Source organism: Pseudomonas chlororaphis (genome assembly GCF_001921865.1).
Taxonomy (GTDB): domain Bacteria; phylum Pseudomonadota; class Gammaproteobacteria; order Pseudomonadales; family Pseudomonadaceae; genus Aquipseudomonas; species Aquipseudomonas chlororaphis_D.
Window position 1 is genome coordinate 197,828 of sequence record NZ_MSCT01000009.1, and the last position, 15,485, is coordinate 213,312.

General features: G+C 66.0%; 16 protein-coding genes. 10 read left to right on the forward strand and 6 right to left on the reverse strand.

Annotation, left to right across the window (positions count from 1 at the left end; translation table 11 throughout):
- The first annotated feature begins 148 nt into the window (after window positions 1-148).
- Genes BTN82_RS10940 through BTN82_RS10950 form a run of 3 tightly spaced genes read left to right on the forward strand, consistent with a single transcriptional unit; the run spans window position 149 to window position 1,457 of the window.
- The gene (locus BTN82_RS10940) at window positions 149-754 is read left to right on the forward strand and encodes an SCO family protein (protein WP_075119134.1); all 606 of its coding nucleotides are present in this window, start codon (window positions 149-151) and stop codon (window positions 752-754) included.
- Window positions 754-1,245, forward strand: coding sequence for a copper chaperone PCu(A)C (locus BTN82_RS10945; protein WP_075119135.1), 492 nt, complete (start codon window positions 754-756; stop codon window positions 1,243-1,245). Before BTN82_RS10940 ends, BTN82_RS10945 begins: the two co-directional genes overlap by 1 nt.
- Before the next feature lie 17 nt (window positions 1,246-1,262).
- On the forward strand, window positions 1,263-1,457 hold the full coding sequence (locus tag BTN82_RS10950; protein WP_075119136.1) for a DUF1289 domain-containing protein: 195 nt from the start codon (window positions 1,263-1,265) through the stop codon (window positions 1,455-1,457).
- Window positions 1,458-1,488: 31 nt separating this feature from the next.
- Here BTN82_RS10950 and dsdC read toward each other — a convergent pair whose 3' ends face one another.
- The 4 genes from dsdC to BTN82_RS10970 form a co-directional block, all read right to left on the reverse strand.
- Complete coding sequence (gene dsdC / locus BTN82_RS10955) at window positions 1,489-2,436, reverse strand: DNA-binding transcriptional regulator DsdC (protein WP_075119137.1); 948 nt, start codon at window positions 2,434-2,436, stop codon at window positions 1,489-1,491.
- Window positions 2,437-2,460: 24 nt separating this feature from the next.
- Window positions 2,461-3,813, reverse strand: coding sequence for a D-serine ammonia-lyase (locus BTN82_RS10960; RefSeq protein ID WP_075119138.1), 1,353 nt, complete (start codon window positions 3,811-3,813; stop codon window positions 2,461-2,463).
- 25 nt (window positions 3,814-3,838) lie between these two features.
- Window positions 3,839-5,179: a gluconate:H+ symporter gene (locus BTN82_RS10965; protein ID WP_075119139.1), complete on the reverse strand. Its 1,341-nt coding sequence runs from the start codon at window positions 5,177-5,179 to the stop codon at window positions 3,839-3,841.
- Window positions 5,180-5,385: 206 nt separating this feature from the next.
- Window positions 5,386-5,790, reverse strand: coding sequence for a RidA family protein (locus tag BTN82_RS10970; RefSeq protein WP_075119140.1), 405 nt, complete (start codon window positions 5,788-5,790; stop codon window positions 5,386-5,388).
- A 134-nt stretch (window positions 5,791-5,924) separates the two neighbouring features.
- Between BTN82_RS10970 and BTN82_RS10975 the strand changes: the two genes are divergently transcribed.
- Both BTN82_RS10975 and BTN82_RS10980 read left to right on the forward strand, forming a co-directional pair.
- On the forward strand, window positions 5,925-6,851 hold the full coding sequence (locus BTN82_RS10975; RefSeq protein ID WP_075119141.1) for a LysR family transcriptional regulator: 927 nt from the start codon (window positions 5,925-5,927) through the stop codon (window positions 6,849-6,851).
- Between the two features lie 332 nt (window positions 6,852-7,183).
- The gene (locus tag BTN82_RS10980) at window positions 7,184-8,602 is read left to right on the forward strand and encodes a phosphatidylserine decarboxylase family protein (RefSeq protein ID WP_075119142.1); all 1,419 of its coding nucleotides are present in this window, start codon (window positions 7,184-7,186) and stop codon (window positions 8,600-8,602) included.
- Window positions 8,603-8,691: 89 nt separating this feature from the next.
- On the opposite strand, the gene yghX is transcribed toward BTN82_RS10980, so the two are convergent.
- The gene (gene yghX / locus BTN82_RS10985; RefSeq protein WP_075119143.1) at window positions 8,692-9,588 is read right to left on the reverse strand and encodes a YghX family hydrolase; all 897 of its coding nucleotides are present in this window, start codon (window positions 9,586-9,588) and stop codon (window positions 8,692-8,694) included.
- 135 nt (window positions 9,589-9,723) lie between these two features.
- On the opposite strand from yghX, the gene BTN82_RS10990 reads away from it, so the two are divergent.
- The 3 genes from BTN82_RS10990 (at window position 9,724) to BTN82_RS11000 (ending at window position 12,861) form a co-directional block, all read left to right on the forward strand.
- Window positions 9,724-10,512: a DeoR/GlpR family DNA-binding transcription regulator gene (locus BTN82_RS10990; protein ID WP_075119144.1), complete on the forward strand. Its 789-nt coding sequence runs from the start codon at window positions 9,724-9,726 to the stop codon at window positions 10,510-10,512.
- A gap of 65 nt (window positions 10,513-10,577) precedes the next feature.
- On the forward strand, window positions 10,578-11,441 hold the full coding sequence (locus BTN82_RS10995) for a helix-turn-helix domain-containing protein (RefSeq protein ID WP_075119145.1): 864 nt from the start codon (window positions 10,578-10,580) through the stop codon (window positions 11,439-11,441).
- Between the two features lie 157 nt (window positions 11,442-11,598).
- Complete coding sequence (locus BTN82_RS11000; RefSeq protein WP_075119146.1) at window positions 11,599-12,861, forward strand: DUF1479 domain-containing protein; 1,263 nt, start codon at window positions 11,599-11,601, stop codon at window positions 12,859-12,861.
- A 50-nt stretch (window positions 12,862-12,911) separates the two neighbouring features.
- Here the strand turns inward: BTN82_RS11000 and BTN82_RS11005 are convergent, their stop codons facing one another.
- Window positions 12,912-13,853 carry a class I SAM-dependent methyltransferase gene (locus tag BTN82_RS11005; protein WP_075119147.1) on the reverse strand — a complete coding sequence of 314 codons (942 nt, stop codon included), beginning with the start codon at window positions 13,851-13,853 and terminating at the stop codon, window positions 12,912-12,914.
- A gap of 199 nt (window positions 13,854-14,052) precedes the next feature.
- On the opposite strand from BTN82_RS11005, the gene BTN82_RS11010 reads away from it, so the two are divergent.
- Window positions 14,053-15,141, forward strand: a complete 1,089-nt coding sequence (locus BTN82_RS11010) for a colicin E3/pyocin S6 family cytotoxin (protein WP_075119148.1) — start codon at window positions 14,053-14,055, stop codon at window positions 15,139-15,141.
- 8 nt (window positions 15,142-15,149) lie between these two features.
- Window positions 15,150-15,389 carry a pyocin S6 family toxin immunity protein gene (locus BTN82_RS11015; RefSeq protein ID WP_075119149.1) on the forward strand — a complete coding sequence of 80 codons (240 nt, stop codon included), beginning with the start codon at window positions 15,150-15,152 and terminating at the stop codon, window positions 15,387-15,389.
- Window positions 15,390-15,485: the final 96 nt, after the last annotated feature.

The following is a 15,485-nucleotide window of genomic DNA, read 5'->3' on the forward strand; positions in this document are numbered from 1 at the left end:
CGAATCGTCGCAGTGCCCCGGTTTACACACAACCTGTCATCCATTAGGCAGGAATCGCGGCACCTCGTTTTGCTAACATGCGCCGCTTTACGGACGATTCGCCTGGCGGTTCGTCTGGACTTTCGGCTCCTGAAAAGGGCGGTAGCGAATGAGTGTTTTGTTGAGTCGCCGCAAGGTGATTGCAGGTATGGGGTTGCTCGGTCTCGGTGTCCTGGCCGGTTGCGATCCCCGGGGCAAGCTGTCGTTCAAATACGGCAAGGACCTGAGCGACAAGATCATGGGACGTACCTTCAAGTTGAAGGACACCGAGGGCAACGTCAGGACGCTGTCGAGCTTTAGCGGCCTGATGCCGATGGTGTTCTTCGGCTTTACCCAGTGCCCGGCGATCTGCCCCACGACGCTGGCGCGCGCGGCGCAGGCCAAGAAGCTGATGGGCCGCGACGGCGAGCGCCTGCAGGTGATCTTCATCACCCTGGACCCCGAGCGCGATACCCCGGCCGTGCTCGACGCCTACGTCAAGGCCTTCGACCCGACGTTCGTCGCGCTCTACGGCACCCTGGAGGAAACCGCGGCCACGGCCAAGGAATTCGACGTGTTCTACGAGAAGATCCCCAGCGGCTCGACCTACACCCTGTCCCACACCGCCACCAGTTTCGTCTACGACTCCCGGGGCACGCTGCGCCTGGGGTTGTCCCAATCGCTTACCGCGCAAGAGTGCGCGGAAGACCTGCTCACCGTCATGGAGGTTTGCTGATGAACCCGTTTTGCACTAACCGCGTTATCGCCCGCCGCGCCAAGGGCCTGCTGCTGGGCCTGTCCCTGCTGGGGCTGGCCGGCCAGGCCGCGGCCCAGACCCAGGTGAGCGACGCCTGGGTGCGCGCCACCGTCGTCGGGCAACAGGCCACCGGGGCCTTCATGACCCTGACCGCCAGCGAAGACAGCAAGCTGCTCGGCGTCGAGTCGCCGGCGGCCAAGATCGTGCAGATCCACCAGTCGACCATGCACAACGATGTGATGAGCATGCGCCCGGCGGACTTCGTCGCGCTGCCGGCCGGCAAGGCCGTGGCCCTGGACCCCCACGGCTATCACGTGATGCTGATCGACCTGGTGGCCCAGGTGAAGGAAGGCGACAAGGTGCCGCTGACCCTGACCGTGGAAAACGCCAAGGGCGAGAAGGAGTCGATCAAGGTCGAGGCCCAGGCGCGCGCGCTGAACATGGGCGATCACAGCATGATGCAACACTGATGTCGCGCGGCTGAGGCATGGCCAAGGACATTGAAAACCCCTGCATTGCCGTCTGCCAGTTGAGCGGCGACCTGTGCCTGAGTTGCGGGCGCAGCAAGGACGACATCCGCCAATGGAAGCGCATGAAGCGCCCGGAAAAAATGGCGGCGGTGCAGCGCGCCAGCCAACGCCTCAAGGCGTTGCGCAAGAAGGCCGGCGGCGCCAGCCGCTAGCCTTGCCCCGCCGGCGTTCCCCGCGCCGGCTTCAGGCGTGCGGCGTGTGCGCCGCGCATTCTCGCAACCACTCGATACAGGCCGACACCCGTCGCGGCAGGACGTCGAGTGCTGGGTGGACGATGTAGTAAGCGTATTCGCCGCTACGGGCAAACCCGTTAAACGGTAGCACCAGCCGGCCTTGCCCGAGGGCCTCGCTGACCAGGTGCTCGCGGCCGATCGCCACGCCGGCATGGTGGATGGCGGCGGTGACGCAAAGGTCCGAGCGGTCGAAGGTCAGCCCGCGTTTCGGCAGGGCCAGGCCTTCGCCCTGCTGGCGCAGCCACAAGGCCCATTCGGAATCGAAGGCGGCATGCTCCCAGGCCAGCGAGTCATGCAGCAGGGTGCAGTGCTCCAACTGCGCGACGGCGCCGTACAGCCCGTGACGCTCGGCGTATTGCGGGCTGCACACCGGGGCGACCCGTTCCTGCATCAGCCGGTGCGCGCTCAGCCCATGGAATTCGCCGGTGCCGTAGTACAGCGCCAGGTCGATCTGCCGGCTGCGGAAGTCGATGCGGTCGTTGCCCACGCGCAGGTCCAGCTTGACCCCCGGAAAGCGCTGGCCGAACTCGGCCAGGCGCGGCACCAGCCAGGCATGGGCGATGGACGGGTGGGCGTACAGGGTTAGCGGTCCGGCCAGATCGGCATCGAGGGGCTGGGCCAGGACTTCGGACAGATCGCCCAGGGTCTGCTGGAGGATCGCGAAGATGCGCTCGCCGGCTTCGGTCAACTGCACCCGGCGGGTCAGCCGTTGAAACAGCTGGATCGACAACTCCGCCTCCAGCCGCGCGATGCGATGGCTGACCGCACTGGCGGTCAGGCACAACTCGTCGGCGGCCTTGCTGAAACTCAGGTGGCGGGCCGCGACCTGGAAGGTGAACAGGTTCGAGAACTGGCTGCCGTTGAGTTTGGCGGCCAGTCGGGGCGGTAGGTTGTACAAGCCGGCGGTGCTCCTGTCGGTGGGTTATGAGCCTTGCAGCACCCGCGCGCCCTGGTCCAGATAGGCCTGCATCTCGGCTTGCGGGACCATGCTGCCGCCGGTGGCCCAGACCAGGTGGGTGGCCCGCTCGTAAGCCTGGGCGTCCATGCCGCTGCGTTGCAGGTACTGCTCGCGGTGCGCCCGCACCCGGGCGATGCCCGGCACGCCGGCCACGGCCGAGGGTTCCAGGTGCAACCGCTGGTGCTGCGCCATCAGCCAGACCAGGGCATGCAGCTCGTCGTCGCTGACGGTGTAGTAGCCCTCGACCAGCCGCTGCATGGCCCGGCCGACGAACCCCGAGGCGCGCCCCACGGCCAGGCCGTCGGCGGCGGTGAGGTTGTCGATGCCGAAGTCCTGCACCGAGACCGCGTCGTGCAGCCCGGTATGCACCCCCAGCAGCATGCACGGCGAATGGGTGGGCTCGGCAAATATACAGTGAACGGCGTCGCCGAACGCCAGCTTCAAGCCGAAGGCCACGCCGCCGGGGCCGCCGCCGACGCCGCAGGGCAGGTAGACGAACAGCGGGTGCTCGGTATCGACCCGGACCCCGGCCTCGGCCAATTGCTGGCTCAGCCGTTCGGCCGCCACGGCATAGCCGAGGAACAGGTCGGTGGAGTTCTCGTCGTCGACGAAATGGCAGGCGGGGTCGGCGCTGGCCTGCTGGCGCCCCTGGGCCACGGCGAGGCTGTAGTCGCTGGCGTATTCCATGACGCTGACGCCGTGGGCGCGCAGCTTGTCCTTCTTCCATTGGCGGGCGTCGGCGGACATGTGCACCGTGACCTGGAACCCCAGCCGGGCGCCCATCAGGCCGATGGACAGGCCGAGGTTGCCGGTGGAGCCCACGGCTATCCGGTACTGGCCGAAGAACGCCCGGGCCGCGGGCGAATCGAGCGCGCTGTAGTCCTGGTCCTGGCGCAGCAGGCCAGCGTCCAGGGCCAGGCGTTCGGCGTGCTTGAGCACCTCGTAGATACCGCCGCGGGCCTTGACCGAACCGGAGATCGGCAGGCGGCTGTCCTGCTTGATCCACAGCGCGCCGGGCAGGGCCTGGCCGTAGCGGCGCGCCAGCACGGCCTGCAGGGCCGGCAGCGGCTGGATCGGCGATTCGAGAATGCCGCCCGTGGCCTGGGTCTCCGGGAAGGCCGAGCGAAAATACGCGGCGAAGCGTTCCAGGCGCGCGCTGGCGTCGGCCACGTCGGCGGCCGTCAGGGCCAGGTCGCCCAGGCCTTCGGCCAGCGGCGCACGGGTGGGGGTGAACCAGGTGGTTTCGCGCAACGCTATCAGCGCTTCGAGCAGCGGGTAGCGTTGGGTCCAGGTGGCGAGTGTCTGGCCGGCGATCATGGGGAAGCTTCCTGTGGCAAAGGGGTTAGACGAAACGGGCAAGGCCCAGGGTCAGCAGCAAGGCCACCACCGAGGCCAGCACGGTGGCGCTGGTGAAGGTCTTGAGGGCGTCGGCCAGGGACACGCCGAGGTATTCCTTGACCACCCAGAACGCCGAGTCGGTGACGTGGGTCCAGCCGATGGCCCCGGCTCCGATGGCGACCACGATGATCTCCTTGCTGTAGCCGGAGTCGACGCCCAGGGTCGGCAGGACGATGGCCGCGGCGCTCATCATGGCCACGGTCGCCGAACCCACGGCGAAGTGCATCAGGCCCGCCACCAGCCAGGCCAGCAGCACCGGGTTGATGTCCAACCGGGTTAGCGAGTCGGCCAGGACCTGGCCCACGCCGCTGTCGATGAGGATGCCGTTGAAGGCCCCGCCGGCGCCGATGATCAGCAGGATGCTGGCCAGCGGCGGCAGGCTTTTCTGGGTGTGCGCCAGCAGGTCCGGCATGCGCAGGCCGTGGCGCAGGCCCAGGGACCAGTAGGCGAAGACCACCGCCAGCACCAGCGCCACCAGCGGGTTGCCGAAGAACCCCAGCAACCCGGCCAGGGCCGAACCGGCGGGCAGGGTGCTGGCGAAGGTCTTGCCGACCATCAGCACCAGCGGCAGAAGGATAGCCAGCAGGGTCAGCCAGAAGCCCGGCAACGGTCGCTCGCCGCGGGCCTGGCTGCGCTCTTCGAGGAACAGCGCCTGGGCGGGGCTGGCGTCGCGGCGGGCCACCAGGCGAATCCACAGCGGCCCGGCGACGATGGCGGTCGGCAGCCCGACGATCAGGCCGTAGACAATCACCTTGCCGACGTCGGCTCCCAGCAAGTGGGTAATGGCCATGGCCGCCGGGTGCGGCGGCAGCATGCAGTGCACGCACATCAGTGACACCGCCAGCGGCACGCCGAGGTACAGCAGGTTGAGCCGGGTGGCCTTGGCCACCACGTACACCAGCGGGATCAGCAGGATGTAACCGACCTCGAAGAACACCGGGATGCCGGCGATGAAACCCACCAGCATCATCACCCAGGACGCGCGCTGCTCGCCCAGGGCGTCGAGCAGGGTACGGGCGATGCGCTCGGCGCCGCCCGATTCCTCGAGCATCTTGCCCAGGATGCTGCCCAGCCCGATGATCGCGGCGAGAAACCCCAGGGTATCGCCCAGGCCTTTCTGGAACGAATCGAGCATGCCGTCCAGGGGCATGCCCGACCCTATCCCGACCACGCCGCACGCGGCGATCAGCGCCAGGAAGGCATGCACCCTGAACCGGACAATCAGCACCACGATCATCACGATCGCGGCGAACAACACCCACAGCAACGCGCCATTGCCTTGCATCGGCCAACCCTCTTATTGATTTTGTACGGGGCCCGTAACGGGGCTTCGCGGGGCGAGAGTTAACTATCGGCGGCGCGGGGCTGACAAAAGATCATTGGTCAGCAGACGGGTGATGCTGGGTCAGCTGTGCAGGAGAGGGGGCAGGCGTATTCGGCAGTGCATGCATGGCGGCCCAAGGTCGCCATGCACAGGCAACAGAGGGCGGCTCAGTCGCCGGCGGCTTGTGGCAGCCGGGCGATCACCTTGATCTCGAAATCGAAACCGTACAGCCAGGTCACGCCGACGGCGGTCAGGGTCGGGTGCGGCGCCTGCCCCCAGAACTCCGGCACCACCTTCCAGATGGTTTCGAACTTCGCCTCGGGGTCGACGATGAAGACGGTGACGTCGACCACGTCGTCGAAGCTGCTGCCGGCCGCTGCCAGGATCGCGTTCAGGTTGTTGAAGGCCAGCCGCACCTGGGCTTCGAGGTCCGGTTCGGGGGAGCCGTCCGCGGTGCTGCCGACCTGCCCGGAGACGAACAGGAAGCCATTGGAACGGATGGCCGGCGAGTAGCGGTTACGCTCGTAAAGGGCTTGGCGGCCGGGTGGGAAAACCACATTGCGCTGGGTCATGTATTGCCTCCATCGAGAGGGTCGGGATCGACCTGGAATGAACGATGAAACGCACTCTAGGCACTTGCGCGCGGCCGATAAACCAGCAACCGTAGCCATCACTGTTTGTAGAATCCAAACAATCCGAGGTCGAAATGGACCGTTTTGACGCAATGCAGGCCTTTGCGCGGGTGGTGGAGGCGGGCAGCTTCACCCGGGCGGCCGACACGCTGCACATGAGCAAGACCAGCGTGACGCAACTGGTGCAGCAGTTGGAGGCGCGGTTGCGGGTCAAGTTGCTCAACCGCACCACGCGACGGCTCAACCTGACCGCCGACGGCGCGGTCTATTACGAGCGTGTGGTGCGCTTGCTGGCCGAGCTGGACGACGCCGAAACCAGCCTCTCCAGCGCCGCGGCCTTGCCCAGGGGACGCTTGCGGGTGGATGTGCCCAGCCCGCTGGCCAGCCTGATCCTGGTCCCGGCGTTGCCCGGGTTTCACGCGCACTACCCGGACATCCAGATCGACCTGGGCGTCAGCGACCGGATCGTCGATGTGATCGGCGAGAACGTCGATTGCGTGCTGCGCGGTGGCGAGCTGACGGACCAGTCGCTGATGGCGCGGCGGGTCGGCGATCTGCAACTGGGCGTGTACGCGGCGCCGAGTTACCTGGAGCGCCTCGGCACCCCGGCGCACCCGCAGGCGCTGGAAGATTCGCAGCATCGCATCGTCGGCTTTCTCTGGGCGCGCACCGGCAAGGCCCTGCCTTATGCCATGCGCAGGGGCGGCGAACGGGTCGAGATCAAGGGCCGCTATGTGCTGGCGGTCGACGATGGCAATGCCTACCTGGCGGCCGGCCTCGCGGGGCTGGGCGTGCTCTGGCTGCCGGACTACATGGCCAGGGCGGCCCAGGCCCGCGGCGAACTGGTGCGCTTGTTCGAGGACTGGCGCCTCGAGCCGATGCCGATTTACGTGGCGTTCCCGCCCAACCGGCATATCAGCATCAAGTTGCGTGTCTTCATCGACTGGGTCGCCGAATTGATGGCCTTGCACGCGCCGGTCGACCCGCCACGGCTTTCCTGAACGGCCGGGCACTCCCGAACGCCGGATGACGGCCCTGGGCCTGGCCGCGCCGCCGGGCCCGGGAAATTTTCCGCCCGCCCCCAAAAAACCGCGGAAGCAGCTTTACTTGTTCAGGCAAGTCGTACCTGCACCCGGCCGTTCGGCCGCCGCATTCTGCCCGGGACCGGCATTGCGAGAAGGACACGGAACGTCGTTCAGCCCTGTGTGAATCCTGATCGCCTCCTGACATGAACGCCCGCTGGAGCTGTCGTTTGCAGGTTTTTACCTCATCGCAGTCTGGAAGTGCCCCTGCCGACCACGGCCGGGCGCGCCGTCTTTAAAGGAGTAAAGAAATGACTCAGTTCGATAGCCGCAACACTCCCTCCAAACACCCCTCGCGGGAGGCGCGCCTGGAAAGCACCGGCCGCGAATGCCTGACGCTGGACAATGCCGGGCCGATCCAGATGGGCTTCTGGGTGCCGAACCGGGTCTGGGCCACGGCCAAGTTCCTGGTGCCGCTGCGCAACCTGATCGCGGCGAAGAAAAAGGCCGGCACCCTGACCCCGATGCGCGCGGAAATCGTCGAGTTCAAGACCTGGGTCACCCATAACAGCGTGTACCGCATGTGGGTCAACTCGATGATCGAGCAGTCGAACGCCTATGTGGCGACGCTCGACGAGGCGACCAAGGAAGAGATCAAGGACTCGGATGGCGATGCCTTATGGATTCCCGGCTACGACTACTTCTTCGAGGTCCTCAACGAGATCATCAGCACCTCGTCGTCGTTCAACGCCACGGCCCAGGTCGGCACGCCGATGAACGCCTTCCTGGCGGTGGCGATGGGCACCGAGGCCGGGGTCGCGCTGTTCCACGACACGACCTTCAACCAGCAGTTCAAGAAGGTGCTCAATGCCTGGAACGCGTTCCTCAAGAGCAGCGCCTCCCTCGACAAGCTGGACATCAACGACCCGGAAAAACCCGGCTCGTGGATCTCGGCGGCGGCGCACGAGGCCGGGGTCTGGACGCAGATGGAACACGACCCGAACCTGCCCGGCTACGGCTTCGACTCGTGGAACTCGTTTTTCATCCGCAAGTTCGTGCCCGGCGCGCGGCCGTTCCAGGGCAACCCGGCGACCCAGGTCGATATCGGCTGCGAGACCACGCCCTGGCAGTACGAAAACGACGTGGCGTTCGAGACCGAGTTCTGGATCAAGGACGTCAATTATTCGCTGCTCGACCTGTTCGCCGGCGAGGACCGCTGGGCCGGTCTGTTCCAGGGCGGCCAGGCGTACCAGGGCTTTCTCTCGGCGACTCACTATCACCGTTGGAACGCGCCGCTGGACGGCAAGCTGGTGCGCTCCTGGGTGCAGCCGGGCACCTATTTCGCCCAGCGTCCGGGGCAGGGCGAAGGCCAGGGCACCTGGGAGGGCACCGAGTCGCAGCCGTACCTGGGGCATGTCGCGGCGCGGGCGATCTTCGTCTTCGAGCACCCGACCTGCGGTTATGTCGCGCTGATCTGCATCGGCATGGTCGAGGTCTCGACCTGCATCATCGAGCCGCAGTTCATCGTCAACGAGGGCGCGGCGCCGGTGAGCATCAAGCGTGGCGTCGAGATCGGCCACTTCGAGTTCGGCGGTTCGACCCACATGATGATCTTCCAGAAGGGCCGGGTGCAGTTGGAGCAGTGGGCGCTGGATGCGGTCCAGCACCAGAACGACCCGCAACCGACGCCCATGGGCACGGTGATCGCCACGGCCTTGCTGCAGGGCTGATCCAGGCCGTGCATTGACAGCGGGCGGCGGCACGAGGGTGTCGCCGCCTGCGCTCGCGGTCTCGGCTGGCGGCTTTCAGCGGCTGGCCTTCAACCGCCGACCTTCAGGTATTTGTCGAACCACGCCAGCGTCCGGTCCCAGGCCAGTGTGGCCGCCGCCTCGTCGTAGCGCGGCGTCGAATCGTTATGAAAACCGTGATTGACCCCCGGGTAGACATAGGCCTCGTAGGTCTTGCCCGCGGCTTTCAGCGCCTGCTCGTAGGCGGGCCAGCCTTCATTGATGCGGGTGTCCAGCTCGGCGTAGTGCAACAGCAGCGGTGCCTGGATGCGCGCGACCTCGGCGCTGTCCGGCTGGCGTCCGTAGAAGGGCACGGCGGCGGCCAGTTCCGGGTAGGCCACGGCCGCGGCATTGGCCACTCCGCCGCCATAACAGAAACCGGTGATGCCGACCTTGCCGGTGCTGGCGTCGTGTTCGAGCAGCCATTGGACGGCGGCGAAAAAGTCGTTCATCAGTTTTTCCGGGTCGACGTTCTGTTGCAGCTCGCGACCCTTGTCGTCGTTGCCGGGGTAGCCGCCGACCGAGCTCAGGCCATCGGGGGCCAGGGTGATGAAACCGGCCTTGGCCAGGCGCCGCGCGACGTCTTCGATATAGGGGTTGAGCCCGCGGTTTTCATGGACCACCACCACGGCCGGCAGCTTGCCTTGGGCTTTCGCCGGGCGCACCAGGTAAGCGCGCACCTGTTCGTGGCCCTTGGGCGAGGGGTAGGTGATGTACTCGGCGAGGATGTCCGGGTCGGTGAACGACACCTGTTCGGCCAGGGCGTAGTTCGGCGTCAGGGCGGCGAGGGTGGCGCTGGCGGTCAGCCCGACCAGGGTGAAGGCCGCCGCCCGGTCGAGAAACTCGCGGCGGTTGATCGTGCCATGGGCGTAGTAGTCGTAGAGCTCCAGTAGCTCAGGGGCGAAGTCTTTGGCGCTGAGACGTGGCATCGCATGCTTCCTCTTGCGTCGTGGGGGGCTGCGTCAGTAAAGCAATCCCGGGCCGAGGCGGCCAGCGCAACCTGCGGTTGTGTTTGCGCGTGGTCTTGGCTAATCTCGCATAAACACGCAGTAACAGGCATAACCATGCAAAACCACCATTCAGTCGCCGAGCTGCCGCACCTGCGCCGGCAGAAGATCCTGTTGTTGCTCGAACGCGACGGCAAGGTGATGGCATCGGAGCTGGGCCAGCATTTTTCGGTCTCGGAGGACACCATCCGCCGCGACCTGGCGGAGCTGGCCGATGCCGGACTGCTGCAGCGGGTGCACGGCGGCGCGCTGCCGCGGCCCAAGGACACCGGCAAGGATGTGTTCACCCGCCTGGAGCAAAGCAGCGAGGCCAAACGCCAACTGGCCAGGCTCGGCGCGCAGCGGGTGCAGGAAGGGCAGATCGTGATGTTCGACTCGGGCTCGACCACGCTGCTGATCGCCCGGTCGCTGCCTGCCGATATCGGCATCACCGCGGTCACCGCTTCGCCGTTGATCGCCATGGCCCTGGCCGAGTACCCGCGCAGCCAGGTGATCCTCGCGGGCGGGCGGCTCAACCCGGCGACCTTGTCCGCCGGCGGCCATGAGGCGGTGCGGCTGATCCAGGGCATCCGTGCCGACCTGCTGTTCACCGGGGTGTGCGCGGTGCATCCGGAGGTCGGCATCACTTCGTTGCATTTCGACGAGGTGCCGGTGAAGCAGGCCTTGCTCGCCAGCGCCTCGCAGGTGGTGGCGGTGACCACCGCCGACAAGCTCGGCGCGGTGGAGCCTTTTCTGGTCGCGCCTTGCGACCGCCTGCATACGCTGATCACCGAACAGCACCTGGCCTCGGGCGATATCGACGACTACCGGCGCCAGGGCATCGAAGTAGTCCAGGCGCAGGTCTGACGCCGCCACGGCGGCCTGTTTGCACGGCCGGGCCTTGAGCCTCGCCAACCCGAGGATGTGTGGCGATGAAACCGAGCTTCGAGCAGATCCCCACCGCGGCCAATGCGTCCTGGTCGATGCTCGATCGGCGCCTGCCCGAGGCCATCCCCTTCGAGTGGCACCACCACCCGGAATACGAGCTGACCCTGACCCTCAACAGCCGTGGGCAGCGCTACGTCAGCGGCGACGTGCGCGCCTACGACGACGTCGACCTGGTGCTGATCGGGCCGAACGTGCCCCACAGCTGGAGTTCGCAGCAGCGGCTCGACCCCGGTCAGCCCCATGTGGCCCTGGTGATCTGGTTTTCCGAGGCCTGGGCGACTTCCCTGACCGGCCTGTTCCCCGAGATGGCCGGGTTGCGGCCCTTGCTGGCGGCGGCCCGGGGCGCCTTGCAGTTCAGCGCCGAGGCCGCGCGTCAAGCGCGCCCGGCGATCGAGGCCATGGTCGCCGAGGACCAACCGACGCGGCTGGTCTCGCTGCTGGGCCTGCTGACCCACCTGAGCCGCGACGCCTGCGCGGAAATGATCCTGCCGGCCGTTGGGGAGGGCGTGATCGAAGACATCCGTTTGCAGCGCGTGCTGGAGCATATTCACGGGCATTACTGCCAGGCGCTGACGGTGGCCGAGCTGGCGCGGATGGCCTGCGTCAGCGTCTCGGCGTTCCACCGGATGTTCCGTCGCCATACCCGGGCCACGCCCCTGGAGTACATCGCCCGGCTGCGGATCGGCCGCGCCTGCGCGCTGCTGGTACAAGGTTCGCAGGTGCCGGTGACCCAGGTCGCCGAGGCCGTGGGCTACGCCTCGCTGGCGCTGTTCAATCGCCAGTTCAAGGCCCGGCAAGGCATGACCCCTTCGGCGTTCCGCCAGGTCCATCGCGTGCGTTTCCAGTGACAGGATCCTGCTGTACGGCTCGCTAAAAACGCCATGATCGTATCGGTCTGCGCGCCAAACCCCACTGCCTGCGAGCGGCGCTCCGGGGTTTCATGGCGGCAGCGGGCATCCGACCCGCCAGGCTGTTTTCCCAAGATGCCCACCACAGGTCACGTCCATGAATCCTTCCTTGCCCAGCCCCTCGTTCCACAGCGAAAGCCTGCCCGACAACTATCGCGAACAGATCGTGCGGATGAAGCGCGCGCTGCGTGCCCGGATCGGCGACGTGCAAGCGCTGTTCGCTGAAGTCAGCGCCTTTATCGAACAGGAAATCGCCTCGTTCGATACCGCGCCGGCCTGGCCGGAGCTGGATTACCAGCAGATCGCCGGCGGCCGGGTCAGCGCCGAACAGCGCGCGGCGATCCACCGGCGCGGTTGTGTGGTGGTGCGCGGGCACTTTGCCCGGGAGACGGTCGAGGCCTGGGACCAGGACTTGCTGGCGTACCTGGCGCGCAACGATTTCGAGCGGGTCTACCGCGGCCCGGTCGACCGCTTCTTCGGCAACCTGGAAGCATCGCGGCCGCAGATCTTCCCCATCTACTGGTCGCCCGCGCAAATGCAACTGCGCCAGCACGAACGCATGGCCGGGGCACAGGTGTTTCTCAACCGCTTGTGGAAGAGCGAGTCCGGGGGCCGGCAGTGGTTCGACCCGCAGGTGAATGTGCTGTACCCCGACCGCGTCCGGCGCCGCCCGCCGGGCACCTGCTCCCGGGGGCTGGGCGCGCACACCGATTCCGGCGCCCTGGAGCGCTGGCTGCACCCGGCCTACCAGCAGGTTTTCGCCAGCCTCTACCGCAACGATTTCGCCGCCTACGATCCCTGGGACGCGGCGCATCGCACCGAGTTCGACGAGTACGCCTACCGCGACACGGTGACCTGCTCGGTGTTCCGGACCTTCCAGGGCTGGACCGCGCTGTCGGACATGGGCACCGACCAGGGCGTGCTGCACGCCGTGCCGATTCCCAAGGCCATGGCCTACCTGCTGTTGCGGCCGCTGCTCGACGACGTGCCGGAGGACGAACTGTGCGGCGTGGCGCCAGGCCAGGTGTTGCCGGTTTCCGCGCAGTGGCACCCGCTGTTGATCCAGGCGTTGCGGCCGATCCCCGACGTCCGCGCCGGCGATTCGGTGTGGTGGCATTGCGACCTGATCCACAGCGTGGCCGCGGTGCAGGACCAGCAGGGCTGGGGCAACGTGATGTATGTGCCGGCCGCGCCGATGTGCGCGAAGAACCGCCGTTATGCCAAGGCGGTCTACGAGGCGTTCGAGCGCGGCGTGTCACCCCCCGATTTTCCCCGCGAGGACTATGAAACGGGCTGGCAGGGGCGGTTCGGTCCGGCGCAGCTCAATGCCATCGGCCGGCGCGGGCTGGGGATGGAATGAGCGGGGCGCCCACCGCTCGCCGAGCGTCGTTCAGGCGCGGGCCCGGGCGCTTATTCGACCCGGCGGAATACCAGCGCTTTCAAGCCGCTCTCGCTGTCGGTGTCGGGAAACTCCGGCGGGTTGTCCAGGCGCTGCTCGAACCGCAGGCCCGGGGCTTCGCGGGTGACGCCGTCGATCAGGAAGTCCGAGGCCACGGCCGGATCGTTCATGCACGCCAGTACGCAGCCGTCGGCCGTGAGCAGTTCCGGCAGGCGGCGCAGCACGCGGGCGTAGTCCTTGGTCAGCAGGAAACTGCCTTTCTGGAAGGACGGCGGGTCGATGATCACCAGGTCGTAAGGGCCGGCGTTCTTCACCTTGGCCCAGGACTTGAACAGGTCGTGGCCGAGAAAACTCACCTGGCTCAGGTCGTGGCCGTTGAGCCGGTGGTTGTCGCGGCCGCGGCTCAGGGCCGGGCGCGACATGTCGAGGTTGACCACCTGGGTCGCGCCGCCGGCGATGGCCGCCACCGAGAAACCACAGGTGTAGGCGAACAGGTTGAGCACGCGCTTGCCAGCGGCGTTGGCGCGCACCCAGTTGCGGCCGTAGCGCATGTCGAGGAACAGCCCGTTGTTCTGCTTCTTGCCCAGGTCCACCCGGTAACGCAGGCCTTCCTCGATCAGGGTCCACTCGTCGATGGCCTCGCCCACCAGCCAGTCCACCGGGCTTTGCAGCTGGTAACGGTGTTGCAGCAACAGCGTATGGGCGCCGCTGGCCTGCCACTCGGGCGTCGCGCCGAGGGCCAGCAGCGACTGCTTGAGCGCCTCCAGCTGTTGCGGTTCCGGCTCCTTGAACAGCGCCACCAGCACCACGCCTTGCAGCCAGTCCACTGTCAGCTGTTCCAGCCCCGGCCAGCAACGCCCACGCCCGTGGAACAGCCGCCGGGTTTCCACGGGCGCGGCCGCCAGGGCGGTCAGCAGGTGGTGGTGCAGGGTGCAGAGGGCGTCGGGGTTCATCGCAGGGGCCGGCAGCAGGAAAGGGCCGGCATTTTAAACACAACGGGGCACAAGACCTAACAAGATACAACCGGGGCCAAGTTCAGAATCCTCCTAGCGTCTGCCCATCGAGATTCGGGGTAACGTCCGTCTGCTAACTGCAAACCAATTTGCCTCCGCCCCGGAGGCTTTTTTATGGACGATAGGGAAGCGCACAGGGATGAGCGGGTATGTGCCCAATAAGCCGAAGGGCTATCGCGATCAAGGCGTCGAGCCGGTCGATATCGGCGAGCAGCGTTGGGCCGAATACAAGGAATTGCCGGAGAAACCACAGGCGATACCGACCCTTAAAGGGTGTGTCTTCTCCAAGTCCTGCGCGTTGCCCAATGGCCTGATCAATCACAGCAACCCCGGCGGTTTCGTACCGGTCGAGTCGCTGAAACAATACGGCACCTTCGCGGTACTGGGCACCGCTCCGGCGATGGCCGCAGGCGCTGTTCCCCTGCAATGGGTTGGCGGTTCGGGCAGTGCCTCGGCCCTGGCGAAACGCCTGGGCGGCAGCTTGGCGCTGGCCGGCCCCGCCGCAGTGGGCTTTGCCGCGTTGCTGATGCCGGACGATATTGCGGCTGACAGCGCCTTCTACACGTCCGAGCAATACGCGCAGTTGCAGTACGGGAATACCCGTGTGCGAGTCAATGTAAAGCACCTGCCGGATGGCGCGGTGAGTGTGTACGGGTTCTATACCGGAACAAAGGCGGCGTGGCAGCAGGTGCCGGTGATTGCGGCCAAGGCCCGGGGTGAGCAGCGGGTCGCGGAGATGGGGCAGGGGATCGAGGTTATCTGGACCCCGGCAACCGACCCTAATACGGTGCCAGGTACTCCGGCGTTGGAGGGCGCTTCGCTGAAGCCGGGCGCGTGGGTTTTTCCGCCGACCGAACAGGCCGATAAGATACTGGTCAATCCGCAGTACCCACCTGACTACCAGGACGCGATTATCTGGTTTCCGGATAGCGGGATTCAGCCGATTTATATTTCGCTGAGTGTTCCGGGAGACCATCGCTATTATCCAGCACCAAAAGGACTGACGGCCTTTTCTGATGCAGTGAAAGATAAAGCCAAAGGCCATGTCCAAGGTGGGAGCAAGAAGCGTAAACGCTGGAAGGACTCTAAAGGGCGTATCTACGAATGGGACAGCCAACATGGCACGGTCGAAATATACGATAAACAAGGGAAGCATCTGGGCGAGTTTGACCCTGAAACGGGTGAGCAGACCAAGCCAGCAACGCCTGGTCGGAAAGTAGAGAAATAGGAGTTTTCATGTATCTATGCATCACCGGCTTTTTACCCGATGGCTTCGACGACACGTCGTTGAAGTTTGAGCTGGACGTTGCGTCTGAGTGTGAGCGGGCGGTAATGGACATTTTGGGCTGGGAAAGCCTCGCCGCCGAGTCTGACGGAGAGTTGCCACTGACAAGTGAGCAGGTCTGGAGGATTTCTGAAGTTATCAAGACATCCTTACCCGACAACCTGGATCTGTTCATTGGTGTTGAGGCTTAGGGGGGAAGTCTTGCAATAACAACCCTTCAACCTGAGGGCGTTGGTAGAAAAGCACCCTTGAAGAAATGCGCATCGGGAATACGGCAAGATCAGTTG